This window comes from Rhizobium sp. 2YAF20 (genome assembly GCF_052114685.1).
GTDB lineage: Bacteria > Pseudomonadota > Alphaproteobacteria > Rhizobiales > Rhizobiaceae > Rhizobium.
The window spans coordinates 141,353-165,852 of record NZ_JBFRFF010000007.1 but is presented as its reverse complement, the minus strand read 5'-3'; the positions used below and the strand labels follow the sequence as shown (position 1 = coordinate 165,852).

Below are 24,500 nucleotides of genomic sequence, written 5' to 3'. Positions count from 1 at the left end.
AGTTCAGTCATGAGCGATGCAAGACAAGCCGAAAGAATCGGGCGCTCCCTCGAACAGCCCGTGGTCAGCGGCCTCCCGGAGCTTCCGGGAATCTTGGCGGCAATGCATATTTCAAAGGAGCTTGCTCAACCCCTTCGGGCTTTGGCGGACGTTCTCCTCGTGGCGCCTTGGGAAGGCGCCACGATCGACCGAGCCGAACGCGAAATTATCGCAACTGCGGTTTCAGCGGCAAATGACTGTATGTATTGCATGGACTCGCATGGGGCTTTCAGCCGTGCGCTACTGCTTCAGCGCGAGGGCGCCCAGGAAATGGTTGCGGAAATAATTTCCCAAGTCAAAGCCGGAAATCTATCCAATCTCTCGGAAAAACTCCAAGCCTTGCTCGCTATCGCGCTGACGGTCCGACGGCGAGCCCTCGACCTTACGTCCACAGAGGTCGTTCTTGCCAAAGGGGTAGGAGCCACAGATCAAGACGTTCAACTCGCCGTGCTCATCGCAGCCGGCTTCTCGATGTACAATCGCATAGTCGACGGTTTTCGTTCTGCAACCCCTTCAGACACGTCAGCATATGAGGCAAGAGGTTTGCAGATTGCAGCCTTCGGCTATCGAGATCAGCGCCTCACGGCAGTCCCCGGCGGTCCTGAAAATCACTGAGAGGTCGGTCAAATGCGAACGGATCATAGACCTGAATGCTCTGATGCAGTGTCCAATGAAGCCCATTTTTCATGGTGCCATACCGTGACATTCCAGGAAACAAATGTCGTCGGCAATGTTTACTTTAGTCACCATATTGCGTGGCAGGGAAGATGTCGCGAAATGTTCCTCAAGGAATTTGCTCCCACCATTCTGGAGCGGCTGACACGCGACCTGCGGTTGGTCACACTACGAGTAACTTGCGAATATTATCAAGAGTTGACAGCATTCGATGAAGTTAGGCTACGCATGCGGTTAAGTTACCAACGCCAAAATCGCTTGGGTCTGGAATTCGATTATCTGGCGGGCGAACCCGAGAGGTTGGTCGCCGCTGGATATCAAGAGATTGGATGTATGTGCATTGTCGATGATGGGGGGCTCATTCCATGTGCGGTTCCGCCCGAGTTGGTAGTCGCATTCGCCCATTTTGAAGATAGGAAATTCGCGGATCCAGTAACGGGATCGTGACTATTCTGGGAGATCGCCGGGTGCCTAACTTTTGAAGGGGGCCTTTCGTGTATGGTTTATTCGCTGACTTTGAATTGCTCCGTGATTTCGGAACGGCCGAAGTTGGAATTTTCCGGGGTTAAGCTTCAATTCCGCAACTGGCATGAATCAACCATCTGCACATTTAAGTATCAGATTCACCAAGAGTTTTGGCTTTGACGGAAGCATTCGTTTCCAAATACCATTTCAGCGACATAAGTGCCTCACCCCACCCGCACGCGACGTCTAGCATTGCGCGAACATCTTCGGGGGCATCTGAGAAGCCCTCCTCAGTAAGCGTCACTAATGTACGGTCAAGCCATCGTTGAATAGAGAGCTTGACAGTAGTTTTGCTCACTCCAGGCTTCCACGTAAAAATCAATAGCGATGGTTCGCTGAACTCAACTACTTCACCTTCATCTTCAATGGTCACTCTCTCGGGCCCAAACTCCACCCACCGGAACCAAATTCTTCCGCCCGCCCACTGATCAATACTGCTTTCCGTTGTAAACCATTTGTTTAGTCCGTCCGAATATGCCAGATGCTTGAATACAACGTCTTCAGGGGCATCAATTTCCATTTTGCAGATAATCGGCGGAAACATTTCAGTTCTCCACGGTTAGATGTCCAACTAGATGATAAGCGATGGGCCTAGGGCGCTCTAGGGCAAACAATGTAATCACGATACTGGTTCGTTGTAGCCACAGGATGGGGCGGGCCTCGGATTTCCGCAGCGCAGCTAATCATTTCCTTTTAGCCTCGTCCGCTGCCTTTGGTCAGAAATCAGATAGGAAATTTAGCGGTGGAGCCAGGAAATAATCCCCCGCGGTCAGTCTAAATACTTCTGAGTTTAAATGCAGCCTTAACGCTCGCACAACGTTCTGACGATATATGTTGACGGTGAAGTAAGATGTGCTCCTCGATCTAAGGCCAATCACGGGATCGCAACCGGTTCCGACTTCGGGATAGTCCGCGTTCGACGCAACGGACTTAAGCAGAAATTCAAACTGTCGTTCTAGCGATCGTTGGTAGGAAACGAACATAAGTCCGCGAGGCTTTTCCGGCTCCGTTGATCCAACCATTGGTATCCCTCGACGCAATATCCCGTTACTATAGTCAATCAGATCTTTCCGCTTCCGCGGCCGATGTATTGCCAGCGACATCTTTTGAACATGTGCGGCAGCCGGACAGTACCCTGCCGTGCCGATTGCTGAGGCCAATTTTTGGTCTGCTATTATTGCCTCCGCTTGGCTTTCCCATCTATCAACATTGGAATAATTTCCGTTGTCGGAAAACCCCGCCCCGAACGGCAGGCCAGAGGGCCAACGGCCAACCATGATAGCCTTGACGCCCTCGTCCGTTATAACAGTCTCGCCCGCCTCTCTATTTATTCGAGTCGCAATGTCATGACATTCACTCGCAAAATGCGCGTGGTCGACTTCGAATCGAAGACAGGCCAAATATGACGCATTGGTTAGGTTTGGTGAGTGTGCTGTTTGACTTGCACTGCCGTTGGTAGAGCTTCTGGCATCCCCAAGCGAATGCTGTAAAACGAATGCCTCCACTGGCGCCGTATATTTCGTGTCCCTAACGGCGTTTTCCAAATCTTGATATTGCCCTCCTAAGATACATTTTCCCCTCAGTGCAACGGGATAAATTGAATCTTTAAACCCAAGCAAGCTTGTGTTATCGGCGTTACGCTTCCCATAATCTATATGCACCACTTCTACGCTATCAGAGAGCTCGCGAATTAGTATTGATATTCTTGAGTTGATAGAATCTAAACTTAAGCCACCAAATATAAGGAGAAGATCTACAATGGATCCATCATCGGACCCTCTCGCATTGGACCAAGAGCAGCGTTCCGAGGCGCGCTTCCCGACCAGGCCGGCTTTCCTTCCTGCGAATCCGTCGATATAAGCATGATCTAATTGTTGAGATATTGCATCAGTATCGACAAAATTCGTTATGCAATGAAATGTAATTGCAAAATTTAACCAAACGACTTTATATTCCGGGCGACCTAGTCGCTTGGATTCAATAACAGTGCGGGCACTTGTCGAAATTTCGGAGATCTTTTGGATAATATCCTTCGTTCGTCGCGCGTCAGTTACTTTCAAGAAGACAAACGCCTGAGCTCTACTGCCAAATCCCGGATAGATATTGCCCTGGAGGGTGTCTATATCGACGCGCTCTGCATGACTATTCATTGGTGTCTCCCGATGCTTCGTCGCTGAACGTTGCTCTCGCCTAATCACACCCCTTGAACTTCGGTACAACCGAGATATTCTCAATCGAATAGTAGGAATTTTTCATTCCGATCGACGATCCGCCCATAACGGAACTAAAGTCTATTTCCGATGTAATTTCGCTTTTGAGCAGATCGTAACCATATATAACCTTGCGGTAACTTTCGCCAAACCATAAAATACCATCTCTAACGACTCCGCAGGTGCTGAAGAATCGTGGTGTACCCGGTACGCTTTCCAATATAACTGATTCTTTTCGCGATTTTGTATTGAACCTGGTAACTGCACAATGTCGCATTTTGGGCCAATCCATGCGAAAAAGGATAAGCTCACTGTTGTCTTCGGTGTGACAGACGCCGCAAATTCCTCCACTGCCAGGGCCGCGCCGTTTGAGCATTGTTTCGCAATGTCCGTTTGGTCGGACTGCAAGCAACTCGCCATCTTGCTTGGTTTGATCCGAGTTGCAAATCCACAGCGTTCCCTTTTTGTCGAGGATGGCCGTGACCGGGTCAACCAAAGGGGCGCCGACGGCCAAAAAATCTTGCTCGGCCGTTGTGAGGTCGAACCAATAAATAGCACCGGGGCTCTCAAAGTCGTTCGTCGCGCAAACTAACAGCCTAGCCTCGGAATCATAGAGTTCAATTCCACTCGGCATAAGCAATCGCTCGCCTTTCGCAATGGTGCTTACCTTCCCCGTCCGCAAGTCGATTGAGACAATAGCGCCCCACTTGTCCATTATTGCATATTCAAACGGACCATGTGCGACGCGCGTCCCTCCGAGACTACAGTAAATCTTTCCACTCGTGCTGGCCACGACGCGCCAAAGAAATGGTTTCCGGCGATGCTTCACCGTAAACAGAAACTCTATTTCACTTGTTTCAGGTGTAACCTGGTAGCAACTATTGTCATATTGGTATGTAACAAGTAAGCTTCCGGGTTTTAGGGTTGTTGCTTGATTGCACGCCGCGACGATTGAATCTGGATCCGGAAGTTGCTCGCCATAGCTTTCTATCGAAGAATTGTCGTCTTGAAAATAGCTTCCTTGCTTTGAGACGTCGAGAAAGCCTGCCAGAGCCTGTCTCAAAGCAAGACCTAATTTTTCCCACTCACTACTAGCCATATGCGCTCTCCCATTTTAGTTCACCGAGCGATCTCTACGCAACTAAAGGCGCGGCGCGGAACGATCTTTAACTAGGTTTTTTTACAGGGATCATATGGATCGGCGTTCGGCGTGCCGTTGAGCAAGTAATCTAGCTTGCCATCAAGAGTGGAATGACATCGCTCGGTGTTGATATCGAGAAATCCATCGCCGTTGAGATCGGATAGTTTGCCCTTAAAGGTCCCCCATAAAAATGTGTTTGTCAGAGGACCGGTAAATGGATGATGCAAGTCGGTCAATTGCACGTCGCCCGGCCCTAACTTCATGTTTTGCCTTATCAGTCTGCCCACATCGACGTAGGCAGTTCCGGTGTATCTCCCGCGAACTGATTCCACGATATTTCCGGCAAGTGCACGCGTACGATCGGTGTCGGGTATTGCTACCGGTTCCTGAATCTGGACTGTTTCAGCGATTCGTATAAGGCTGGCTTTAGCGTCATCTATTGGCGGAACCGAACAGTCCTCTACTTTGCCAGACGGGTAAAATGTGTGCGCTCCGATACCACTGTAGATATGATGCCTTACATATTTTGTGGGTTGAAAAGTTATCCCCCGGAATTTATAAATTTCGTAATGATCGCTCTTATCGCAGTGGTATTCTTTCATCCGCTTTTCAATAATGAGTTCATGTTCAAAAGTTCTTGCACAAGTGCATGCCATTACTCGCCCCATTATTGCCTCGAACCATTGAGGTGACAGGGTAGCTTGAACCCAGCCCATTCCGGGGACAATTGTCCGCGCGTATCCCGCGATCATCAACGGCAGGGTTTGGTCAAAAGGATTGCTCTCATCAAAGCGCGCTACACGCGCTGCGCCGCCGCGTCTTTGATGCCCAACGATTTCTCTTAGCAACATTCGCGCCCAGTCGCGGACTTCCGCATCAGAATCTTTGAGGGCTTTTTGTAGTAAGTCGGAGGCTCGGTCTGAGTTTTTCTGGATAAGCCACAGAAGTGACGATCGCGTTTTTGCATCATCATCTCGTTCAGCAGCCTCTACAACTGCAGCGAGAGCCTCTTTCCCCAGTCGCTCGGCATACTCCCATGCAGCACGCTCGCGCTCGAGACTTTCTGAATGGTCGAACATAGTCTCCTTTAGGGTTTCGCAATCCCGCACATCAAAGAGCGTCAACCTTTCATTGGGGACCCTAGAGAGCTCAAGGCGCTCTGCGGGGTCTCTGCATCGACTTTGCTCATGAAGATCGAAAACCGAGTTCGCAAAATAGCGCTCAGCCACCTCCTCGGGAAGTGTTCCAAAGATTGGCGCGTTCGACTGGCTGTCTCGGAGAACATCGCTCATATTACAATCTCTCGCACGTAGTTAGAGCCGTTTTGTGTGGTTTTGTTTTAAGCCGGCGTCCGATCGATAAACGTTGGCCTGTACTTCAGGCGCGATTGTTAACTGCGTTGCTCAGTCGAGATTCATCCGCAAGTTGCTCTCCATTGCAAATAAAAACTGCGATCTCCCAACTCAATTCGCGACGCCTGTCGGTGGTTTAGCTATAGCGCAGTGCCAACTGTTGAATATTGCAGCAGACACCGGTCACGAGCGGATCACGGAAGTATTGCGGGCCGTTAGTAAGACCGTGAATGGTGATCATTGCACTTTGGTGAACCGTCCCATTTTCGAGCCGACACCCAGAATTGCTCGAAGGCTCAAAGTACGTGTTTGAGGATCGGCTTACGTCCAACGGCTATCCGATAGGCCAATTTGAATGTTGGAGATTCCAGATCAGCGATGAAGTACATGGTCTCATGCTCGATAACAGGGTAGTTAAGGTCTACGGCAGACCAATATGCGACGGGAGGTTGCAGAGAAACGTGCAGGTGACGGAACCATGATCGGTCGGAAAACTTTTGGGTGGCAATATGCCCGTGGGGAATGATGGGAATAGGCAGGAGGCCGTGTGCCCGACAGAGTGATGTCTAAGATCTTCTGCCAATAAAGACGACCTTGGCCGACAATTGATTGAGTGCCATTGACCTTCCGCCATACCAGGTTTGCGCCCAGTTGCGAGTTATTTGGCAACTCTCTGTGTGATCAGGCCCCCGCAACCAACAATTCTTGCGATGCCAAATCGCCCACAGCCGCCGCCCCAACCGGGCGGCTTTTTTGGGTTTCGCAGCCACTGTATAAAAGCACCCGCCGGCGTCACCACACAAGGTAACCTGGGCCCCCAATGGCTGCCCGACAATCCAGCGATCGACGAGGATGAGGGCTGATCGGCAAACGCGACGTTGCTTATATGAACAACTTTCATCTGCATCATAAAATATTCTTAAGGCCTGACGGGCGGCGACAAATCTGCCAATATGTCGGTCGATACTTGATAGGTCGTTTGACGAAACCTTGGTTTGCGTCGATGACGCGACGCCTCTGCGCGAGAATATTGGCTGAAACAGATCGTTTCTCCCGCCGCTCAGTTCAACCCGATGAAGGATATGCGGCATGCCGAAGAGTGGCAAGGATACGTTGTTTAACCCGGAAAAAATTGCCAAGCGCGAAAAGGCGCTGGCCGACAATCCCGCGTTCCGCGCAATTGCACTCGAGGAGATGGCGGCGCGTCTCAAGAAGACGGCTCGCCTGAAGGAGTTGCGGCTTCAGAAGGAGGCTGAAACGGCGCTCCTTGAACCCGCACCGAAGGCAAAGCCCGTGTCGGTCAAGCGCGATACGAAGCGCTGAGCAGGGACATTTCATAGGGTCCTACGGTGCTTCTGTCGTTTCTTTTGCTACCCCTCGCTTCGGTGAACGACTGAAAATAAGAAGCCCGCGATCAGGTTCGAGATGAACGCGATCGCGGGCTATGTCGTTTAGCGTCGCGCCTGAATCGCCTGGCCGAAACGCCTAGAAGAGGTGGCGCAGGACGATGAACAGCACGAAGGAAAGACCGATCGATGCGGGCAGCGTCAGGATCCAGGCCATCAGCATATTGCGCACCGTCGACCATTGCAGGCCTGAGCCGTTGGCGGCCATGGTGCCGGCGACGCCCGAGGAGAGGACATGCGTCGTCGATACGGGTAGCCCAAGCTGGTCGGCAGCCCCGATCGTGATCATTGCAACCAGTTCAGCAGCAGCACCCTGGCCGTAGGTCAGATGCGTCTTGCCGATTTTCTCGCCGACAGTAATAACGATGCGCTTCCAACCGACCATCGTGCCGAGACCGAGCGCCAGAGCGACGGCGACCTTGACCCAGAGCGGGATGAACTTCGTCGCGTTGTCGACTGATTTGTGGTAGGCGCTCACCGACTGAAGGTCTGCCGCATCCATCGGCAGCAGTTTGCGTTTGTCGATCAGCTTCAGCGCTTCGCCGATCAGATAGATGTCATTGCGGATGTTGCCGACAAGGCCGTTCGGCAGTCTTTCGATGGTCGGATATCCGGAGACAGCAACACCAGTCGAATGAATATAGGCCTGTAGCGCCGGCGTGGTTGCATCCGTCCAAGTCTTGTTCTTGACAGCATCGCTGACTGCGGCCTTGGGGTCGGCCGGCGCAACGACGCCCGGCTTCACATATTTACCAAGCGCGGTCTCGACCTGAGCGGATGTGGCCTTATAGGCGTCGAGATAGTTGATGTCGGGAGTGCGATTAAGGGCGAAGGCGGTGGGAACCAGGCCGATGAGAATGAGCATGATGAGACCCATGCCCTTCTGGCCGTCGTTGGAACCGTGCGCAAAGCTGACGCCGGTGCAGGTGAAGACCAGGAGCGCGCGTATCCAGAGCGGCGGCGGGGCATTCGTCTTCGGCGCTTCGTAAAGCGCCTTGTTACGAACGAGTGTCTTCATGACCAGAAGCAGAAGGGCTGAAAATCCGAAGCCGATGAGCGGCGAGAGCAACAACGACAGGCCCACATTGCTGGCCTGCCCCCACTCGACGCCGCTCGTAGCGCTGCCGGCGGGCGCAAGAAACTGATTGGCAAGACCGACGCCGATAATCGATCCGACGAGCGTGTGCGAACTGGATGACGGTAGGCCAAGATACCAGGTGCCGAGGTTCCAGACGATTGCGGCGATCAATAGCGCAAAGACCATGGCAAGGCCGGAACTCGAGCCGACCTGCAAGATCAATTCAACCGGAAGCAGCGCGAGGATGCCAAACGCGACGGCGCCGCTTGATGTCATCACGCCTAGAAAGTTGAAGAAGCCCGACCAGATGACCGCCAGCTCAGCCGGCATCGAGCGCGTGTAGATGACGGTCGCGACGGCGTTGGCGGTGTCATGGAAACCGTTGACGAACTCGAAACCGAGCGCAATCAAAAGTGCGAGACCGAGCAGGATCCACGGAACGGCGCTGGCTGTCGCGAGATCTTGACCCAGCGCATAGGCAATGTAGCCAAGGCCGCCGAGAACGACGAAGCCGAAGAGTGGCAGGAACCATTTCGGCGAGCCGCCTGTCTTGTGGAGTGGATGCGCAGCCTCGCTGCCTCCGCTCGAACCCGAAACCACGTCAACCATGACTAACTCTCCATATGGTAAATAACATTCGTCACTTAAACCTGGATGATGAAGCTGTTGTGACGCCACAACGCTAGCGATCAATCTTCGGCTCGCGGGTAGTAGGGATAGCGAGCTATCGCCTTGATATCGCCACGAAAAAGTCAAGTTCGGTTCAGGATTGGTTCAGACATGCGGGCCTTTACTGCAAGGCGGAAGGGACTGGGTTAAAGGATCTATCGAGATGAAATTGTCTGTTATTGTCGCTGCTTTTTTGTTTGGCGGATTGGCTGCAACTTCAGTCGACGCCATGCCGATCGCTGCACCCGCTATCGCTGAACAAGCGTCGCGTGTCGTGAAGGTCGATTATGCCTGCGGTCGCGGATGGCATCTGACGCCTTGGGGCGCCTGCCGCCCGAACGAATGGCGTCGCCCGCCTCCCCGCTACTGGGGCCATCGCCCGCCGCCGCCCTATGGCTGGGGCTACTATCGGCCACGCCACTACGGTTGGTACTATGGGTCGCCTCGCTGGTAGCAGATGGGGATTTAACGACGAACACCGCTGTCGCAAGACGGCGGTGTTAGTCGCTTCAGCCGCCTGCTCGTCGTTCTGAGCGTAGCAGATAGACGGTCATTGCCAGCGTCATTGCCGCCATGCCGAACCATGTGATGGCATAGACGAGATGGCTGTTCGGAAAGACCACCTGCGTCAGGCCGCCGACCGGCAGCCCGCCGGCATTCGGCGTCGCATCGGCGTCTATGAAATAGGGTGCGACATTTGCAAGGCCTCGGCTGACCGCGATCGCCGAAACGTCGCGGGAATACCAGCGCTCCTCGACAGGCATGTTCGAGCGCAGCAGCGTGCCCATCGGCTCGTTGAGACGAAGAAGGCCGGTAATAGTGACCTCGCCCGAGGGATTGCCCTCGGCCCGGGTTTTCCTGTCCCTGCGCTCGGTCGGCACAAAGCCGCGATTGATCAGGATAATGGTGCCGTCGGCAGCCTTGAGCGGCGACATGACCCAGTAACCGGGACCGAGATTGGTGACGGCGTAAACCTCAGCCTCTTCCTCGTACAGCAGCGTGCCTCTTGCCTGTACGCGGCGATATTCATCATTGGCGGCAGAGATGGATGACCATTCCGTCGGCCCGGGCGCAGGCTGCGGCGCGGCGTTCACGCGAGCCTCGACACGGGCGATCAGGTCGAGTTTCCAGTGCAGCCGCTTCACCTGCCAGGCTCCGAGAGCGATCAGGACGGCGGTGAGAAACAGCAGCGCGGAGACCCAAAGGCCAAGAGCAAGCGTCGATCGGCGATCGGAGCGAGGGCCCGAAGGTGATGGACTGTCTGTCACGGCGCAAGCTTCCATCAAAGGTGCGTTGTCGGCGGAGGCGCGTATCGACCGGCGAAATCTGGTGGTGGAATTTTGCGGGCGATGCGTCGATCGCCCGCCTTCGTCCTCAAGGCATGTTGCGCATCATGTCCGGCGACATCGGCATCATATTGACATTGAGGTTATGCATGACCCACAGGGAACCGCTGAGCGCGATGACCACGAGCACTACCGTGAAGATCAGCGCCATCATGTTCCAGCCGCCTTCGGACTTGGTGTCCATATGCAGGAAGTAGATCATGTGGACGACGATCTGGATGGCGCCGAGCGCCATGACCAGCGCCGCAGTGGTTAGAGGGCTTGCGAAGACCTTCGCCATGACTAGCCAGAACGGGATGGCGGTCAGGACGACGGAAAGAGCGAAGCCCGTCATGTAACTCTTGAACGTGCCGTGGCTGGCCTGGTGACCATGCGTATCATGAGCGTCGTGGTGTGGGTGTGGTGCGTGGCCGTTCGAGCTCATCCGAGAACTCCCATGAGATAGACGAAGGAGAAGACGCCGATCCAGACGACGTCGAGGAAATGCCAGAACATCGAGAGGCACATCAGGCGACGCTTGTTCTCGGCGATCAGCCCACGCTGCCCGACCTGGATCATCAGCGTGATCAGCCAGATGATGCCGACCGTGACGTGCAGCCCGTGGGTTCCGACGAGGGTGAAGAAGGAGGACAGGAACGCACTGCGCTGCGGCCCGGCCCCTTCCTGTATCAGATGGTAGAACTCATTGAGTTCGAGCCCGACGAAGGCCGCACCGAAGAGACCGGTGACGGCGAGCCATAGCAGCGTCGCCTTTGTGTTGTTCTTCTCCATCATCAGCATGGCAAAGCCATAGGTGATGGAGGAGAGCAGCAGCATCGAGGTATTGATGGCGACGACCGACAGGTCGAACAGATCGGCCGGCGAGGGCCCCGCCGCATAGCTGCGACCGAGCACTGCATATGTTGCGAAGAGCACTGCAAAAATCAGGCAGTCGCTCATGATGTAGATCCAGAAGCCGAGCATCGTGCTCCCTTCCGGGTGATGTTCTTCCTTCAGGTAGAAGGCCGGCGCCTCTTCCTCGGCGGCAGCGATGTCAGCATGCGTTGTCGTCATCGTCCTATACCTGTCCTGCCAGAAGCTTCGTGCGTGCGTCTTCGGTTCTGACGACATCGTCGACCGGAATGTAGAAGTCGCGCTTGTAGTTGAAGGTGTGGCCGATCGCGATGGCCAGCATTGCGACGAAGGTTAGAAGCGCCAGCCACCAGATATGCCAGATCATGCCGAAGGCTAAGGCAACGCTGAGCCCGCCGAGGATGATCCCAGTTCCAGTATTCCTAGGCATATGGATCGGCAGATAGCCGCCCGTCGGGCGAACGTGGTTGCGATTCTTCATGTCCCACCAGGAATCGTGGTCATAGATGATCGGCGTCATGGCGAAGTTGTATTCCGGCGGCGGCGAGGAGGTCGACCACTCGAGCGTTCTGCCGTTCCAGGGATCGCCGGTGAAATCACGGAGCGCCTCGCGGTTCTTGATGCTGACGAAGAGCTGGATGATGAACGAACCGATACCGCAGGCAATCAGCACCGCTCCGAAGGCTGCGGTGACGAAATAGATCTGCAAAGACGGATCGTCGAACTGGCTGACGCGGCGGGTGACGCCCATCAAGCCGAGCACATAGAGCGGCATGAATGCAAAGTAGAAGCCGGTGAGCCAGAACCAGAAGGACATCTTGCCCCAGAACGGATCGAGCTTGAAACCGAATGCCTTGGGGAACCAATAGGTGATGCCGGCAAACATGCCGAAGACCACGCCGCCGATGATGACATTGTGAAAATGCGCGATCAGGAACAGGCTGTTGTGGAGCACGAAGTCGGCGGGAGGAACGGCGAGCAGCACGCCGGTCATGCCGCCGATCACGAAGGTTACCATGAAGCCCATGGTCCATAGCATTGGCACCTCGAAGCGGATGCGGCCGCGATACATGGTGAAAAGCCAATTGAACATCTTGGCGCCTGTCGGGATCGAGATGATCATCGTGGTGATACCGAAGAAGGAATTGACACTGGCGCCCGAGCCCATGGTGAAGAAGTGGTGGAGCCAGACGAGATAGGAAAGAATGGTGATGACCACCGTGGCGTAAACCATCGACGCGTAGCCGAACAGCCGCTTGCTGCAGAAGGTGGCGACGATTTCCGAGAACACGCCGAATGCCGGCAGGATGAGGATGTAGACCTCGGGGTGGCCCCAAATCCAGATGAGGTTCACATACATCATCGGGTTGCCGCCAAGGTCGTTGGTGAAGAAATTCGTTCCGGCGTAGCGGTCGAGCGACAGCAGCGCCAGCACGGCGGTCAGCACGGGGAAGGCCGCAACAATCAGGACGTTGGTGCAAAGCGCCGTCCAGGTGAAGATCGGCATCTTCATCATGGTCATGCCGGGAGCGCGCATCTTGACGATGGTGGCGATGAGGTTGATGCCCGAGAGCAACGTGCCAATACCCGCGATCTGCAGGCCCCAGATGTAGTAATCGACGCCGACGTCGGGGCTATATGCGCTCTCCGACAGGGGTGGGTAGGCCAGCCAGCCGGTGCGCGCGAACTCACCGATAAACAGCGAAATCATGATGATCACAGCGCCCGCTGTGGTCATCCAGAAGCTGAAGTTGTTGAGGAACGGGAAGGAAACGTCGCGTGCGCCGATCTGCAGCGGCACGACGAAGTTGATCAAACCGGTGACGAGCGGCATGGCCACGAAGAAGATCATGATGACGCCATGCGCCGTGAACACCTGGTCGTAGTGGTGTGGCGGCAGGAAACCGTCGGAGCCGTTGAAGGCCATAGCTTGTTGCAGGCGCATCATCAGGGCATCGGAGAAACCGCGCAAAAGCATGATGAGCGCAAGCACGATGTACATGATGCCGATCTTCTTGTGATCGACGCTGGTGAACCACTCGCTCCAGAGGTAGCCCCAGAGACGGAAATAGGTGATCGCGCCAAATACGGCAGCGCCGCCAATGGCCACGGCGATGAAGGTCATCACCAGGATTGGCTCGTGGTAGGGAATGGCGTCAAGCGTCAGCTTGCCGAAGATCAGTTTCAAGAGGTCCGGGTTGGAAAACATGGATTGCCTCTGTCCTTAATGAATGTCTTTGTTCTTGATTGCCTGGCTTCTTGATTGGCTGGCGAGATCACTTGCCGGGCTGTGCCGGCGCGCCGTTATCCATCTTCATGCCAGGCGCCATCTTCATGCTCGATCCAGTGCCCGATCCCATGTCCATGCCGGGCATCGAATGGTCGTCGTGCTTCGCATTGTCTGTAGAAGGTGGGGCAGCGTCGGCGCGGTTGTCGTAGATCAGCCGGGCGCGATTCTCTTGGCTTTCCTTGCCGCCGCCACCTTTCATGTCAATCATCATCATTTCGCTCATGCACATCTTGTTGGCATCGGCGCACATGTTGAGAATGGCGCTGTAGAGCCCGTCGTCGAAGGAGGAGAAATAGCGCACCGGCTCTTTCTCGCTCGGTTTGGCGAGCGCCAGATATTCCGTGCGGCCAAGGGCGGAACCCTCGGACTTGGCCTTTTGGACCCACTGGTCGAAGCCGGCCTGATCGACGCCGTGGAATTTGAAGCGCATATGCGAGAAGCCCGCACCGCTGTAGTTGGCCGACAGACCCTCGAATTCGCCGGGCTTGTTGATGACCGCATGAAGCTTCGTCTCCATGCCAGGCATCGCATAGATCTGGCCAGCGAGCGCCGGAATGTAGAAGGAGTTCATGACGGCGGATGAGGTGATCTTGAAATTGATCGGCCTATTCACCGGCGCGGCCATTTCGTTGACCGTTGCAATGCCAAGCTCAGGATAGAAGAACAGCCATTTCCAATCCAGCGCGACGACTTCCACCGTCAACGGCTTGACGTCCTGCGAGAGCGGCGTGGTGGAATCGATCCTGTCCAACGGCCTGTAAGGGTCGAGCTTATGCGTGCTGATCCAGGTGACCGCACCAAGCGCGATAATGATCACCAGCGGCGCCGACCAGATCACCACCTCTAGGCGGGTCGAGTGGTGCCACTCGGGATCGTATTTCGCCTCCGTGTTCGCCTGGCGATATTTCCAGGCAAAGAAAAACGTCAGGAAGATCACCGGTATGATGATCAGCAGCATCAGCACCGTCGAGACGATGATGAGGTCGCGCTGCTGAAGCGCGATATCGCCTGACGGAGCCATGACCACCATGTTGCAGCCCCCAAGCAGGAGCAGCAGGGACAGAACGGATAAATGGCTGAAAATCTTTGATACTCTGGGCACGGCTCAAAGCTCTTTTTGTTTCGACCTCACGGCGACTAAAGGACCGTGGTCATGAACGATATGAGGTGTTTCGTCGCACCGCAGCAAACATACCGCAATGCGGTATCTCAGAATTTTCGGACGTCCCGACAAAATCCTAAAAAATCCTGAAGGGTTTCCCGTCTGACAATAATCCGTAAAAAGCTTGTATCCGCACCCGGAAAAAAGGGCTGCCGACGTCGAAAGAAGAAACATGAGATCGGCCGAAAAGTCAAAAACACGGCTGCTGAATGCGAAATTTGTGAACTATTTCCGGGTTCAACACTTGATAAGCTTGCCGCTTAGTTCAACATCTCAATAGCGGGGGATTCTTGGAGGGATCCTGCAGGAGGGGAGGTTTCTTATGGTAGCAATGACACACAGGCCCGTGGAGCCGACTTCATCGGGCTTTGAGCGCGATGCGCGCCAGATCCATTCGGGCAAGCCCGTGGCACCCGGCAATATCGCCATCGGCGTGGTGATTGGCCGCACCTCGGAATTCTTCGATTTCTTCGTCTATGGCATTGCCTCCGTGCTTGTGTTCCCGAAGCTGTTCTTTCCCTTTGCCGACCCCCTGCATGGCACGCTCTATTCCTTCCTGATCTTTTCGCTGGCCTTCATCGCTCGCCCGATCGGTTCGGTGATCTTTATGGCGGTCGATCGCACCTACGGCCGAGGCGTCAAGTTGACGATCGCGCTGTTTCTACTGGGTGGCTCCACCGTCTCGATCAGCTTCCTTGGCGGCTACAACGAGCTCGGCTCTTCGGCGATCGGGCTGCTTGCCGCATTCCGTATCGGGCAAGGACTGGCCCTGGGTGGCGCCTGGGATGGCCTTGCCTCCCTCCTGGCGCTGAACGCCCCCTCCAACCGCCGCGGTTGGTATGCGATGATCCCTCAGCTCGGCGCGCCGATCGGCTTCATGATCGCTAGCGCCCTGTTTGCCTATTTCGTCTTCAGCCTCTCGGACGCCGATTTCCTTGACTGGGGCTGGCGCTATCCATTTTTCTGCGCCTTCGCGGTCAACGTCGTTGCCCTGTTCGCGCGGCTGCGCATCGTCGCAACGCCCGAGTTCGGCAGCCTGCTCGAACGTCACGAGCTGGAGGCGACCCGCGTCATAGACATGCTGCGGGCGCATGGTCGGGATGTCGTGATCGGCGCGTTTGCCCCGCTGGCCAGCTTCGCGCTCTTTCATTTGATGACGGTTTTCCCGCTTGGCTGGGTAACGCTGTACAGCGAGCAAACGCCGGCCGCCTTCCTCATGGTCGAGTTCATCGGCGCCATGTTCTGCATCGCGGGGATCGTCATATCCGGCCTAGTGGCGGACCGGATCGGCCGTCGCGCTCAGCTTGCCGTCTGTGCCGTGCTGATCGCAATTTTCAGTTTCATCGCCCCGCTGTTGCTGAGTGCTGGCCAGACCGGTCGCTACACCTTCGTCATTGTCGGCTTTTCGCTGCTCGGTCTGTCGTTCGGCCAGGCCGCCGGCGCACTGGCGTCACGGTTCGCACAGACCTACCGCTATACCGGCGCAGCGATGACATCGGACCTCTCCTGGCTGATCGGTGCCGGCTTTGCGCCTTTTGTGGCACTCAGCCTTTCCAGCCAGTTCGGCATCGCCTTTGCCGGCTATTACCTCTTGTCCGGCGCGATCTGTACGCTCGCCGCGCTCGCCTTTAGCCGCAAGCTCGAAACACTGGACACCTGAGAAGTCCACGAACAGCAAAAAGCCGCAGCACTCTTGGGCGCTGCGGCTTTTTGCTGTTTAGACAGCTGTCAGTTGAGTTTCATCGAGAAGCAGCCTGGGGGTGCGTCTCAAAATTTTGTGATGGCTTGCAACGCCATGAAACTTGAAAAGAATAATCAAGTTAAATATAGGCTTCCTAGTCGCCGTCGCAGACGGGCATAATTAGCGAGAGGACGTCCATGACATTTTCAATTTCCCATTTCACCGGCGCGATGGCGCTGGCGGTTGGCCTGGCTGCCACATCGCTTTTTTCTTCTGCCGTAAATGCTGCCGATGCCGATGGCATCGTCGTTTACAATGCCCAGCATGAATCGCTTGCAAAGGCTTGGGCCGATGGCTTCACCAAGGAGACCGGCATCAAGGTGACGATCCGCAACGGCAGCGACATGCAGTTTGCAAATCAGATTATCGAGGAAGGCGCAGCCTCACCCGCCGACGTCTTTCTGACGGAAAACTCGCCGGCCATGGCTCTGGTTGACGCCTCCGGCCTCTTCGCCCCGGTCAATGCCGATACGCTGGCTCAGGTTCCGGACACCTTCAAGTCAGCCGACGGCAAATGGACTGGAGTTGCAGCGCGTTCGACCGTCTTTGCCTATGACAAGACGAAACTCAAGGAATCCGACCTGCCGAAGTCGCTGCTCGACCTCGCTGATCCGAAGTGGAAGGGTCGCTGGGGAGCCTCTCCGGCCGGCGCCGATTTTCAGGCGATCGTCAGCGCGCTTCTCGAGCTGAAGGGCGAAGACGCTACAGCGGCATGGCTGAAGGCTCTGAAGGCAAATGCTACGCCTTACAAGGGCAACAGCGTCGCCATGAAAGCGGTCAATGCGGGCGAAGTCGAAGGAGCTGTGATCTACCACTACTACTGGTTCGGTGATCAGGCGAAGACCGGCGAAAACAGCAAGAATGTCGCCCTGCATTATTTCAAGCACCAGGATCCGGGTGCTTTCGTCAGCATCTCCGGCGGCGGCGTGCTTGCGTCCAGCCAGCATCAAAAGGATGCCCAGGCATTTCTGAAGTGGGTCACCGGCCAGGGCGGCCAGACGGTGCTGCGCGATGGTGATAGCTTCGAATATGCTGTTGGCAACGGTGCCCAGTCGAACCCCAAGCTGACGCCGCTTGCAGACCTTCAGGCACCGAAGGTCGAACCTTCCAAGCTCAACAGCAAGAAGGTTACTGACCTGATGACTGCAGCGGGCATCATCTGAAAGGCCTTGCATGGGGATCGCTTGCCCTGCTAGGGGCTTTTGGTCGCCGAGTGATTAGGTGAAACCGGCAATCGCCTTCCCGCGGCGGTTGCCTTCCTGTTTCAGGGAATGAAGGGCAGCCACGTCTTGCTGCAGAAGAACTCACATGCCGGTTCGGCGCTCCAGGCCGCGATCGCGCGCGCACCTCAAGCGGCGCTGCGGGCAAGGCTTCCGCATGCATCCCTGATCGCCATTGCGTCCGTCGTTTCTCTGTTGAGTCTGGTGCCGCTCGGCTTCATCATCTGGATTACCATTCAGACCGGCTGGACCGAGGTCATCGCCTTGGTGTTTCGAGGTCGTGTCGCCGACCTCCTGATCAACACCGCACTTCTTGAAATCTGCACCATTCCCCTCTGCATCCTCGTCGCGGTGTCGCTCGCCTGGCTGACGGAGCGAACCGATATTCCCGGCGCCCGCCTTTGGTCATGGCTCGCAGTGGCGCCGCTTGCCGTCCCCGCCTTCGTTCACAGCTATGCCTGGGTCAGCCTCGTGCCCGGGTTGCGCGGGCTTTGGAGCGGCGTGCTGGTTTCGGTGCTTGCCTATTATCCCTTCCTCTATTTGCCCGTTGCCGCAGCCTTGCGCCGGCTTGATCCGGCGATCGAGGACGCTGCCGCCTCGCTTGGCCTTGGACCCTGGCGCGTCTTCTTTCGCTCTGTGCTGCCGCAACTTCGCCTAGCCATTTGCAGCGGCTCCTTGCTGGTCGGGTTGCACCTGCTCTCCGAATATGGCCTCTTCGTTATGATCCGCTTCGACACCTTCGCGACAGCAATCGTCGACCAGTTTCAGTCGGCCTATAACAGCCCGGCCGCTAACATGCTCGGTGGCGTGCTGGTTCTCTGTTGCCTGCTTCTGCTCGGCCTGGAGATCCTTGTTCGCGGCAACGAGCGCTATGCCCGCGTCGGCTCGGGCGCGGCAAGGCCCGCGGATCGCCGACGGCTAGGCTCAATGACACTCCCTTGCATCGCACTGCCCATAGTCACTGCGGTGCTGACGCTTGGCGTCCCCTTCGTGACATTGGCGCGTTGGCTGGCAATAGGCGGCGCAGATACATGGCGGATGGAGACCGTTGGATCCGCATTTTTCCAGACGATCGTGCTCGCGGTTGCGGGCGGGATGTTGGCGACGATCGCAGCGGCGCCCATGGCCTGGCTTTCCGTCAGGGCGCCAGGTCGGCTGCAGCGCGTGCTTGAAGCCTGTCACTACTATGTTGGATCGCTGCCGGGCGTCGTCGTGGCGCTTGCGCTCGTGTCCATCACCGTGAAGCTGATCCTGCCGCTCTACCAGACCTTTGCGACCCTGCTGCTTGCCTACGTCCTGCTTTTCCTGCCGCGCGCCATGGTGGGGCTCCGTTCCAGCATCGCGCAGGCACCGGTGGAGCTCGAACGCGCCGCCATGGCGCTCGGCCGCACTCCGGGACAGGCCGTTCGCCAGATCACGATGAGGCTCGCCGCGCCAGGTGCCGCTGCCAGCATGGCGCTGGTCGCTCTCGGCATCACCAACGAGTTGACGGCGACCTTGATGCTGTCGCCGAACGGAACCGACACACTCTCCACTAAATTCTGGTCGCTGACCAGCGAGATCGATTATGTCTCCGCGGCCCCCTATGCCTTCATGATGGTCGTGCTATCGCTGCCGCTCACGCTACTTCTCTACGTGCAATCCAAACGGACGGCCGGCCAATGACCTTCCTGACGATCCCCACGCCCTTTCTGACGATCAAAGACATCAGCAAGCGTTATGGCCCGGTGCTGGCATTGGACGGCATCGATCTTGACATTGCTGCCGGCAGCCGCACCGCGATTGTCGGTCCCTCCGGCTCGGGCAAGACGACGCTGCTGCGCGTCGTCGCCGGTTTTGAGCAACCCGATACCGGGCAGGTCTGGCTTGAAGGCAGGATGCTTGCGGATGGCCCGGCGATCGTCCCGGCCCATCGGCGTGGCATCGGCATTGTCTCCCAAGATGGAGCGCTCTTCCCGCACCTAACCGTTGCCGACAATATCGGCTTCGGCATGGAGCGTGGTACGCCTGATCGCGACAAGCTGATCAATGGCCTCGTCGATATGGTCGAACTCGATCGCATCATGCTCGATCGGCGGCCGCACCAGCTTTCCGGCGGTCAGCAGCAACGGGTAGCCCTTGCCCGGGCGCTCGCGCGCAAGCCCCGTCTGATGTTGCTCGACGAACCCTTCTCGGCGCTCGATACTGGCCTTCGGGAAAACATGCGCAAGGCCGTCTCCCGCGTGCTGCAGAATGCCGGCATTACAGCCATATTGGTGACGCACGACCAGGCGGAGGCGCTTTCCTTTGCCGATCAGGTCGCGGTGCTACGCGACGGCCGGTTGATCCAGGCCGGCACCCCGCAGACACTCTACCTGAACCCGGTCGATCGCGAGACGGCAAGCTTTCTCGGCGATGCCATATTGATGCCTGCCGATCTTGGCGACGGCTTTGCCGACTGCGTCCTCGGCCGGATCGAAACGGATGCAACCAACAGACGCGGCAAGGCCGACATCATGTTGCGGCCCGAGCAGCTGCGCCTGACAGCGATCGGCGGCAACGGCGATGTGCGCCAGGCCTGCTCGGCGAAAGTGACGGATGTCGAATTCGGCGGTGCCGTCTGCACCGTGACGCTTGCGCTTTATGGCGTGCCTCTGGTCGTCAAATGCTCCAGTGTCGCACTTCCCGCGGTCGGCAGCACCGTGCAGGTCGACGTGCTGGGCAAGGCACATGTCTTCGCAAAGGCGCCCAACTAGCAGCCGGCCGCAACTCAGCGTCGATAGCCGCACATCCGGCTTACACGCGTCCGTTAGCCCAAGCAAAACGAGTTGTATCGCCCGCATTTTTTCTGGATAAAACGATATAGCCTTTAGGGCGCGGAACGGATTCTGTTGCCGCAACAAGGACTATTCATTGATGACGATTGCCAGTCTTTCCTCGAGTGACCTGCCTTTTTTGACTGAACTTCGCCACGATCTGCACGCCCACCCCGAACTCGGCTTCGAGGAAGCGCGCACCAGCGATATTGTTGCCAGGCTGCTGTCAGTAGCAGGTGTCGCTGTCCATCACGGCCTCGGGAAAACCGGCGTGGTCGGCACGCTTCAAGTCGGCAACGGAACCCGGGTTATCGGGCTGCGGGCCGATATGGATGCGCTTGCCATGCCGGAAAAGGCCGACAGACCCTACAAATCGACGATACCGGGAAAAATGCACGCATGCGGTCATGATGGCCACACGACCATGCTTGTCGGCGCTGCTCGCCAGCTGGCCGCAACGCGCAGCTTTTCGGGCACGGTGCATTTCATTTTTCAGCCGGCGGAAGAGGGAAGGGGCGGCGCCAGACGTATGGTTGAGGATGGCCTGTTCGATATCTTCCCCTGTGACGCGGTCTATGGCCTGCATAATATGCCCGGGCTGTCGACTGACGAAATGGCTGTAGTCGAAGGGCCGCAACTTGCTTCCTCAGATAGTTGGCGCGTCGTCTTTCGCGGAACTGGCACGCACGGCGCCAAGCCACATCTCGGCAAGGATCCGATAACCGCCGCTGCGACTTTCCTCTCCTCCGTCCAGACGATCGTCGGGCGCGTGATCGACCCGATGCAGCCCGCCGTCGTCAGCGCCTGTTCGCTGCAGGCAGGCAACCCGCTGGCGCTGAACGTCATTCCCGATACGGTCGAGATCGGCGGCACTGCACGGGCCTATACGGCAGAGGTTCGAGATCAACTGGAACAGGAAATTGGCCGGCTCGCCCGCGGTACCGCGGTCATGTACGACATAGAGATCGACTACGAGTTCGAACGGCGGATCCCGCCCGTTGTCAACGATCCGGAAGCGACGTCGAGGGCGCTTGTGGCTGCCAGATCGGTGTTCGGCAAGAAAGTGCTGACGCGATTTCCGCCTTCAACGGCCGGTGACGATTTCTCCTTCTTTGCAGAGAAAGTGCCCGGCTGCTACGTATGGCTCGGCAACGGGCCGGCGGTTGACGGCGCCCTCCATCACAATACTGGCTATGATTTTAATGACGACGCCATCGCCTCGGGCGTCGCCTTCTGGACGACGCTCGTCGAGCAGGAGCTTCAATCAGAAGTGCCGCTCTGATTTAACGATCAAGCGCTATCAATCACCGGGCTTTCCAACAATCTCCCCGCCACCACATCTGCGATGCCTCGGTCGGTTTGGTGCGGGCCGGGATTGCAGGCAAGCGTTGCTCCGAAGCACGCCTTAAAGACCAGATAGGGCGGCTTCCAATCGACGATTTTCTCCATTGCCGCGCGCAGCACTCGAAAGGCATGGGCGGTGTCATGAAGCGGCTTTTCGGTCATCAGCCCGGAAAGGGGAAGCGGCAGGATGGCATCGATCAAGCCGTTCGAGGCAACCGCCATTCCGCCGCCGGCAGCAATCACCGCGTTGGCGGCAAGCATCATGTCGCGGATGTTGCTGCCGAAAACAGTAAGATTGTGGCTGTCATGGGAGACGGTGGTGCAGAAGGCGCCGCGCCATTCGCCCCAATCCCGGAGGAAGCCGATACGTGGACGGCTGTCTGCCTTGCCATGCCGATGAACGACGGCAATCATTGTCGTCCCGGCAGGAGGCACGACAAACCCGCCCTCAACCTCTGCATCCATCTCGCCCCACTGCGTAAAGCGCGGCCGGTCGATCGTCGCGATGCGCACACGCCCGCCTGTCGCGGGAACCCGGAGATCCTCCTCGGAGAGCGGCGAAAGCTTGACGGAGTGAGCAAGCGGGGTGGCATCGCGCGGGGCGAGCGAACAAGTGGCCTTACCTTCACTGGCAACGACCCGACCATTGACGATGACCTTGCGTGCCGTAAAACCCCGCAGGCTATCAAAAAGCGCGATGTCGGCGCGACGGCCCACCGCGATCAGGCCGAGGTCGGGACGCTGGAGCCGCATGGCAGCATTCAGGGTCGCTGCCCGCAGCGCCCATGCCGGCCTCAACCCATAGCGCACAAGCCGCCGAACCACGTCATCGAGGCCACCGTCGAAGTAGAGCTCGTCGGGGAACACGTCGTCGGTGCAAAGCGTCACCGTTTGCGGCAGGTGGCCGAGCGTATTGATGACCTCGACGAATTGCGCCAGCAGATGGTCGTGCGATCCGCGCAGTTCGATCGTCAGTCCGGCGCCAAGTTTGTCGAGAAAATCGGCGCCGGAGATCAGCTCGTGATCGGAGCTGACGCCTGCTGCCATAAAGGCGTTGAGATCGGCTCCACCAAGCCCTCGTGCATGGCCAAAGAGCGGTTTGCCGGAAGCAAGACCCGCATTGACGATCTCGCTCATGCGCGGGTCGCCGTCGATGACGCCGCGCATGTTCATCACCTCGGCGATGCCGCCGATCTCGGGCCAGGATAGCATCTCTGCAATCCTAGAGGCGTCGAAATCCGCGCCCCCTAGTTCAAATCCAGGCGCCGAAGGCACGCAGGAGGGCGCCAGCGGGATGACGCGCAGGGCAAGCGAACCGATCGCTTCGACCGCCCATTTCACGCCGTCGAGACCGTGGACATTCCCCAGCTCGTGCGGGTCCCAGACGATTGTCGTCACGCCGCGGGGCAGGACCGCCTCTGCATAGGCTGCCGGGGTGACCATCGAGCTCTCGATATGCATATGCATGTCGATCAGGCCCGGGGAAACAAAGGCGTTGGTCGCGTCGAGCGTCTCGGTTGCGTCCTGTCGCGAACGCGATGCATGGACGCTGGCGATCAGCGGCCCGACGATGCCGATATCGGCGTCGCGGATTTGACCCGTTACCATATCGACGATCTTGCCGCCCGTAATCAACAGGTCGAACGCCAGGTCGCCTCGTGCCGCAGCGACGGCACGGGCGCGCAACTCTGGAAGGTTGAGGTCGGCGGGTTCTGGAGACAGGTGCTGGTTCATCGGCGCGCCTCGTTCACGAGTGCGCCGAGAATAATCGTGCGGGCCTTCTCGACATCGATTTCGGCTGCATAATGCGCGTTGAACGCTGCGTGCGAGGCACGTGTTTCAACGACGGTGCGCCCCCGCGTATGCTGTCCCTTCAGCTCGACGTCGATCCGCGCATGGCGGAACTCGGCAATCTCTGGCGCTACGAAGATTGCAGCGGCCGTCGGGTCGTAGATCGCCATCGCCGCACGCCCCCGGCTGATGCCGATATCGATATAGCCGCCAAAGAGATCGGCGAGCAATTCGGCGTTGCGGCCAGTCGCTTGACGGACGAGGTTTGCATCCTCGGGCTTCGCCAGCACCTGGCGACAAATGTCGAGGTCGACCATCCTCAGCTGGAGCCCGTGCGCAAGGACGATGGCCAGCGCCTCGGGATCTGCATAGGCGTTAAACTCGGCCGATGCGGTGTGGTTGCCGGACGTGACGCTGCCGCCCATCCAGACAAGCTCTGTGATGCGCCCAGCAAGATCCGGCCGGGCCAACGCAAGGGCTGCAATATTGGTCAGCGGTCCGAGCGCCAGGATCCGCCGTGGGCCAAGGCCACACTCGAGCCAGGAGCAGAGCGCCGTGAAGCCATCGCTTGCAGCAATTTCTATTGCCGGGGCGAGCGTGCGGCCCATCGTCGGAATGCCGCTGTCGCCAAGAACGCGCTGCGCCGTCTCCACTGCGCAGAGGACCGGCAGCTCGCGCCCCGCATGGATCGGAAAGCCCCAACCGAACGTGGCTGCCGCGCTGGCAGCATTGCTGCGAACCTGGGCAAGCGGCGCGTTGCCGCAGACGAGTGAAACGCCGTCGATCACAAGATCGGAATGCGCCACTACGAGAATGGCCGCGATATCGTCGAACCCCATGTCGGTGTCGATCCAGACCCCCATC

21 protein-coding genes are annotated in these 24,500 nt (G+C 57.3%); 9 read left to right on the top strand and 12 right to left on the bottom strand.

Annotated features, from left to right (window positions below):
- The first annotated feature begins 9 nt into the window (after positions 1-9).
- The gene (locus AB4Z52_RS12580; RefSeq protein ID WP_442218251.1) at positions 10-654 is read left to right on the top strand and encodes a carboxymuconolactone decarboxylase family protein; all 645 of its coding nucleotides are present in this window, start codon (positions 10-12) and stop codon (positions 652-654) included.
- Positions 655-738: 84 nt separating this feature from the next.
- Entirely contained in the window at positions 739-1,161 is a 423-nt protein-coding gene (locus tag AB4Z52_RS12575; RefSeq protein ID WP_442218250.1) for an acyl-CoA thioesterase, read from the top strand.
- Positions 1,162-1,324: 163 nt separating this feature from the next.
- Here AB4Z52_RS12575 and AB4Z52_RS12570 read toward each other — a convergent pair whose 3' ends face one another.
- From AB4Z52_RS12570 to AB4Z52_RS12555, 4 genes are all read right to left on the bottom strand, one after another.
- Positions 1,325-1,783: an SRPBCC family protein gene (locus tag AB4Z52_RS12570; RefSeq protein WP_442218249.1), complete on the bottom strand. Its 459-nt coding sequence runs from the start codon at positions 1,781-1,783 to the stop codon at positions 1,325-1,327.
- Positions 1,784-1,955: 172 nt separating this feature from the next.
- On the bottom strand, positions 1,956-3,389 hold the full coding sequence (locus tag AB4Z52_RS12565; protein ID WP_442218248.1) for a hypothetical protein: 1,434 nt from the start codon (positions 3,387-3,389) through the stop codon (positions 1,956-1,958).
- Between the two features lie 40 nt (positions 3,390-3,429).
- Positions 3,430-4,548 carry a hypothetical protein gene (locus AB4Z52_RS12560; RefSeq protein WP_442218247.1) on the bottom strand — a complete coding sequence of 373 codons (1,119 nt, stop codon included), beginning with the start codon at positions 4,546-4,548 and terminating at the stop codon, positions 3,430-3,432.
- 71 nt (positions 4,549-4,619) lie between these two features.
- Positions 4,620-5,882 carry a hypothetical protein gene (locus tag AB4Z52_RS12555; RefSeq protein WP_442218246.1) on the bottom strand — a complete coding sequence of 421 codons (1,263 nt, stop codon included), beginning with the start codon at positions 5,880-5,882 and terminating at the stop codon, positions 4,620-4,622.
- Positions 5,883-7,031: 1,149 nt separating this feature from the next.
- Between AB4Z52_RS12555 and AB4Z52_RS12550 the strand changes: the two genes are divergently transcribed.
- On the top strand, positions 7,032-7,265 hold the full coding sequence (locus tag AB4Z52_RS12550) for a hypothetical protein (RefSeq protein WP_442218245.1): 234 nt from the start codon (positions 7,032-7,034) through the stop codon (positions 7,263-7,265).
- 162 nt (positions 7,266-7,427) lie between these two features.
- On the opposite strand, the gene AB4Z52_RS12545 is transcribed toward AB4Z52_RS12550, so the two are convergent.
- On the bottom strand, positions 7,428-9,035 hold the full coding sequence (locus AB4Z52_RS12545) for an inorganic phosphate transporter (protein WP_442218244.1): 1,608 nt from the start codon (positions 9,033-9,035) through the stop codon (positions 7,428-7,430).
- Positions 9,036-9,258: 223 nt separating this feature from the next.
- Between AB4Z52_RS12545 and AB4Z52_RS12540 the strand changes: the two genes are divergently transcribed.
- Entirely contained in the window at positions 9,259-9,549 is a 291-nt protein-coding gene (locus AB4Z52_RS12540; protein WP_442218243.1) for a GCG_CRPN prefix-to-repeats domain-containing protein, read from the top strand.
- Between the two features lie 55 nt (positions 9,550-9,604).
- On the opposite strand, the gene AB4Z52_RS12535 is transcribed toward AB4Z52_RS12540, so the two are convergent.
- The 5 genes from AB4Z52_RS12535 to cyoA all read right to left on the bottom strand — a co-directional run bounded on the left by AB4Z52_RS12535 (position 9,605) and on the right by cyoA (position 14,685).
- Positions 9,605-10,363 carry an SURF1 family protein gene (locus AB4Z52_RS12535; RefSeq protein WP_442218242.1) on the bottom strand — a complete coding sequence of 253 codons (759 nt, stop codon included), beginning with the start codon at positions 10,361-10,363 and terminating at the stop codon, positions 9,605-9,607.
- 106 nt (positions 10,364-10,469) lie between these two features.
- Positions 10,470-10,865 (bottom strand): cytochrome o ubiquinol oxidase subunit IV, encoded by a 396-nt coding sequence (cyoD, locus tag AB4Z52_RS12530; protein ID WP_442218241.1) that lies wholly within the window; start codon positions 10,863-10,865, stop codon positions 10,470-10,472.
- Positions 10,862-11,494 carry a cytochrome o ubiquinol oxidase subunit III gene (gene cyoC, locus AB4Z52_RS12525; protein WP_442218240.1) on the bottom strand — a complete coding sequence of 211 codons (633 nt, stop codon included), beginning with the start codon at positions 11,492-11,494 and terminating at the stop codon, positions 10,862-10,864. Before cyoC ends, cyoD begins: the two co-directional genes overlap by 4 nt.
- A 4-nt stretch (positions 11,495-11,498) precedes the next feature.
- Complete coding sequence (gene cyoB / locus AB4Z52_RS12520) at positions 11,499-13,502, bottom strand: cytochrome o ubiquinol oxidase subunit I (protein WP_442218239.1); 2,004 nt, start codon at positions 13,500-13,502, stop codon at positions 11,499-11,501.
- A 67-nt stretch (positions 13,503-13,569) separates the two neighbouring features.
- A complete protein-coding gene (gene cyoA / locus AB4Z52_RS12515; RefSeq protein WP_442218238.1) occupies positions 13,570-14,685 on the bottom strand; it encodes a ubiquinol oxidase subunit II in 1,116 nt (371 codons plus the stop codon).
- Between the two features lie 382 nt (positions 14,686-15,067).
- Here cyoA and AB4Z52_RS12510 point away from each other — a divergent pair, with 382 nt between their 5' ends.
- From AB4Z52_RS12510 to AB4Z52_RS12490, 5 genes are all read left to right on the top strand, one after another.
- On the top strand, positions 15,068-16,405 hold the full coding sequence (locus AB4Z52_RS12510) for an MFS transporter (protein ID WP_442218237.1): 1,338 nt from the start codon (positions 15,068-15,070) through the stop codon (positions 16,403-16,405).
- Between the two features lie 218 nt (positions 16,406-16,623).
- Entirely contained in the window at positions 16,624-17,649 is a 1,026-nt protein-coding gene (locus AB4Z52_RS12505) for an iron ABC transporter substrate-binding protein (RefSeq protein WP_442218236.1), read from the top strand.
- A gap of 108 nt (positions 17,650-17,757) precedes the next feature.
- Entirely contained in the window at positions 17,758-19,371 is a 1,614-nt protein-coding gene (locus AB4Z52_RS12500; RefSeq protein ID WP_442218235.1) for an ABC transporter permease, read from the top strand.
- Positions 19,368-20,441: an ABC transporter ATP-binding protein gene (locus tag AB4Z52_RS12495; protein ID WP_442218234.1), complete on the top strand. Its 1,074-nt coding sequence runs from the start codon at positions 19,368-19,370 to the stop codon at positions 20,439-20,441. The genes AB4Z52_RS12500 and AB4Z52_RS12495 overlap by 4 nt, the downstream gene beginning before the upstream one ends.
- A gap of 160 nt (positions 20,442-20,601) precedes the next feature.
- On the top strand, positions 20,602-21,783 hold the full coding sequence (locus AB4Z52_RS12490) for a M20 aminoacylase family protein (RefSeq protein WP_442218233.1): 1,182 nt from the start codon (positions 20,602-20,604) through the stop codon (positions 21,781-21,783).
- Positions 21,784-21,791: 8 nt separating this feature from the next.
- On the opposite strand, the gene AB4Z52_RS12485 is transcribed toward AB4Z52_RS12490, so the two are convergent.
- Both AB4Z52_RS12485 and AB4Z52_RS12480 read right to left on the bottom strand, forming a co-directional pair.
- Complete coding sequence (locus tag AB4Z52_RS12485; protein WP_442218232.1) at positions 21,792-23,579, bottom strand: adenine deaminase; 1,788 nt, start codon at positions 23,577-23,579, stop codon at positions 21,792-21,794.
- The gene (locus AB4Z52_RS12480; protein WP_442218287.1) at positions 23,576-24,499 is read right to left on the bottom strand and encodes a nucleoside hydrolase; all 924 of its coding nucleotides are present in this window, start codon (positions 24,497-24,499) and stop codon (positions 23,576-23,578) included. Before AB4Z52_RS12480 ends, AB4Z52_RS12485 begins: the two co-directional genes overlap by 4 nt.
- Between the last annotated feature and the right edge of the window lies 1 nt (position 24,500).

Coding starts and splice junctions, on each gene's coding strand:
- AB4Z52_RS12580 (WP_442218251.1), top strand. CDS start 10: ATGAGCGATGCAAGACAAGCCGAAAGAATCGGGCGCTCCCTCGAACAG.
- AB4Z52_RS12570 (WP_442218249.1), bottom strand. CDS start 1,783: ATGTTTCCGCCGATTATCTGCAAAATGGAAATTGATGCCCCTGAAGAC.
- AB4Z52_RS12565 (WP_442218248.1), bottom strand. CDS start 3,389: ATGAATAGTCATGCAGAGCGCGTCGATATAGACACCCTCCAGGGCAAT.
- AB4Z52_RS12560 (WP_442218247.1), bottom strand. CDS start 4,548: ATGGCTAGTAGTGAGTGGGAAAAATTAGGTCTTGCTTTGAGACAGGCT.
- AB4Z52_RS12555 (WP_442218246.1), bottom strand. CDS start 5,882: ATGAGCGATGTTCTCCGAGACAGCCAGTCGAACGCGCCAATCTTTGGA.
- AB4Z52_RS12550 (WP_442218245.1), top strand. CDS start 7,032: ATGCCGAAGAGTGGCAAGGATACGTTGTTTAACCCGGAAAAAATTGCC.
- AB4Z52_RS12545 (WP_442218244.1), bottom strand. CDS start 9,035: ATGGTTGACGTGGTTTCGGGTTCGAGCGGAGGCAGCGAGGCTGCGCAT.
- AB4Z52_RS12540 (WP_442218243.1), top strand. CDS start 9,259: ATGAAATTGTCTGTTATTGTCGCTGCTTTTTTGTTTGGCGGATTGGCT.
- cyoD (WP_442218241.1), bottom strand. CDS start 10,865: ATGAGCTCGAACGGCCACGCACCACACCCACACCACGACGCTCATGAT.
- cyoC (WP_442218240.1), bottom strand. CDS start 11,494: ATGACGACAACGCATGCTGACATCGCTGCCGCCGAGGAAGAGGCGCCG.
- cyoB (WP_442218239.1), bottom strand. CDS start 13,502: ATGTTTTCCAACCCGGACCTCTTGAAACTGATCTTCGGCAAGCTGACG.
- AB4Z52_RS12510 (WP_442218237.1), top strand. CDS start 15,068: ATGGTAGCAATGACACACAGGCCCGTGGAGCCGACTTCATCGGGCTTT.
- AB4Z52_RS12505 (WP_442218236.1), top strand. CDS start 16,624: ATGACATTTTCAATTTCCCATTTCACCGGCGCGATGGCGCTGGCGGTT.
- AB4Z52_RS12500 (WP_442218235.1), top strand. CDS start 17,758: ATGAAGGGCAGCCACGTCTTGCTGCAGAAGAACTCACATGCCGGTTCG.
- AB4Z52_RS12495 (WP_442218234.1), top strand. CDS start 19,368: ATGACCTTCCTGACGATCCCCACGCCCTTTCTGACGATCAAAGACATC.
- AB4Z52_RS12490 (WP_442218233.1), top strand. CDS start 20,602: ATGACGATTGCCAGTCTTTCCTCGAGTGACCTGCCTTTTTTGACTGAA.
- AB4Z52_RS12485 (WP_442218232.1), bottom strand. CDS start 23,579: ATGAACCAGCACCTGTCTCCAGAACCCGCCGACCTCAACCTTCCAGAG.
- AB4Z52_RS12480 (WP_442218287.1), bottom strand. CDS start 24,499: ATGGGGGTCTGGATCGACACCGACATGGGGTTCGACGATATCGCGGCC.